We start from the raw sequence: 1,504 nt of genomic DNA on the forward strand, positions 1-1,504 counted from the left end.
TAGCAGGCTGCTGAAAAACTACCAGCGGTGAGCCTTGAGCTGGATCTCGTCGCCGTGGTGGATGCTGATTTCAACCTCGAGGCTTCCATCCTCGGCCAATTCGGCCGTGCCGGTGCCGTGGATGGGTGTCATCTCGTCGCTGCCCTCGAAATCGAAGAAGATGGTGCTGACGCCGGTCTCGCACTCCAGGCCGGCTTGAAGGGCGCCGAACACCATCTCGCCGCGGCCGTCGACGTCGAAGCGGATGTAGGCCGGCTCGACCAGATCGAGATATGCACGGTCCCACTGGTCGGCTTCGATGAGGCGCCACTTGCCGAGCACCTTGCAGCGTCGCGCCGCCGTCATGGCGCCGTAGCCAGCAGCTTGGGCAGCCGGATCAAGTTGTAGGCTGCCGTGGCGAAGGTAAAGGCCCAGCCCACCCGGGCGGTACCGCGGAAGCGGCTCTTGCGATGACCGGCCACCGTCTTGATCCAGCCGAACACCTCCTCGATGCGCTTGCGGCAGCGTTGGCTCACCTCGTAGCCGGAATGCCGGGTGGTGCGCGCGTCGATGCGCGAACGCCGCCCGGAGATGTTCTGCGCCACGTGCGGCGTCGCCTTCAGTGACCGTAGGTCGGCGACGAAATCCGCCGTGTCGTAGCCCTTGTCGGCGCCCACCGTGATACGGTGCCGGCCGTCCATGGCGCCGATCAGGTCGAGCGCGGCGCTCCGCTCGGCGGTGCCGCTGGCCTGCGTGAGCGTCGCTCCAACCACCAGGCCGTTGCGGTTCTCCATCAGCACGTGCCCCATGAAGCTGAGCTTGGCCTCCTTGCCGCGCCCCTTGCGGAACAGCTTGGCTTCAGGATCGGTCAGACTGGTGTGCGTGTCGTTGCTGCGCCGCTCGCCGTGGAAGTTCCGTTCGCCGTTGCGTCCGGGCCCCGGCGGCTCGTTGCTCCCGTCCTTCGGTCGGAAACTCTTCACGCTGGCCCAGGCTTCGATCAACGTCCCGTCCACCGAGAAGTGCTCGTCCGACAGCAAGCCTTTGACCTTGGCGTGCGCCACCACAGCACCGAGGAAAGTGCCGGCCACGTCGCCGGCGAGCAAGCGGTCGCGGTTCTTGGTGAACACCGTCGGGTGCCAGACCGGATCGTCCACGCCCAGGCCGACGAACCAGCGGAACAGCAGGTTGAAGTCGATCTGCTCGGCGAGCTGACGCTCCGAGCGGATCGAGTAGAAGGCTTGCAGCAGCAGCGCCTTGAGCACCTGTTCGGGCGGGATCGACGGCCGCCCGGTGCTGGCGTAAAGTCCGGCCAACGCCGTATCCATGCCGGCCAGCACCTCATCAACCACTGCCCGGATCGCCCGCAACGGATGCTTGGCCGGAACCCGCTCCTCCAGAGACACGTAGCTGAACATCCCGCCCTGATGCGACTGCCGTCCGCGCATACCCGTGACCTCACCTGACCACCGCAGGGAAAGCGAATCACAACCATGCCGCGCCGGGAAGGGTGTTTTTCAGCAGCCTG

At 66.0% G+C, this 1,504-nt stretch carries 2 protein-coding genes; both read right to left on the reverse strand.

Annotation, left to right across the window (positions count from 1 at the left end):
- Window positions 1-18: 18 nt before the first annotated feature.
- Window positions 19-345, reverse strand: coding sequence for a hypothetical protein (locus J2850_RS31505; RefSeq protein ID WP_209991393.1), 327 nt, complete (start codon window positions 343-345; stop codon window positions 19-21).
- Window positions 342-1,424: an IS5 family transposase gene (locus J2850_RS31510; protein ID WP_209991394.1), complete on the reverse strand. Its 1,083-nt coding sequence runs from the start codon at window positions 1,422-1,424 to the stop codon at window positions 342-344. The genes J2850_RS31505 and J2850_RS31510 overlap by 4 nt, the downstream gene beginning before the upstream one ends.
- Window positions 1,425-1,504: the final 80 nt, after the last annotated feature.

It is taken from the genome of Azospirillum picis (assembly GCF_017876115.1).
In the GTDB taxonomy this organism is placed as follows: domain Bacteria; phylum Pseudomonadota; class Alphaproteobacteria; order Azospirillales; family Azospirillaceae; genus Azospirillum; species Azospirillum picis.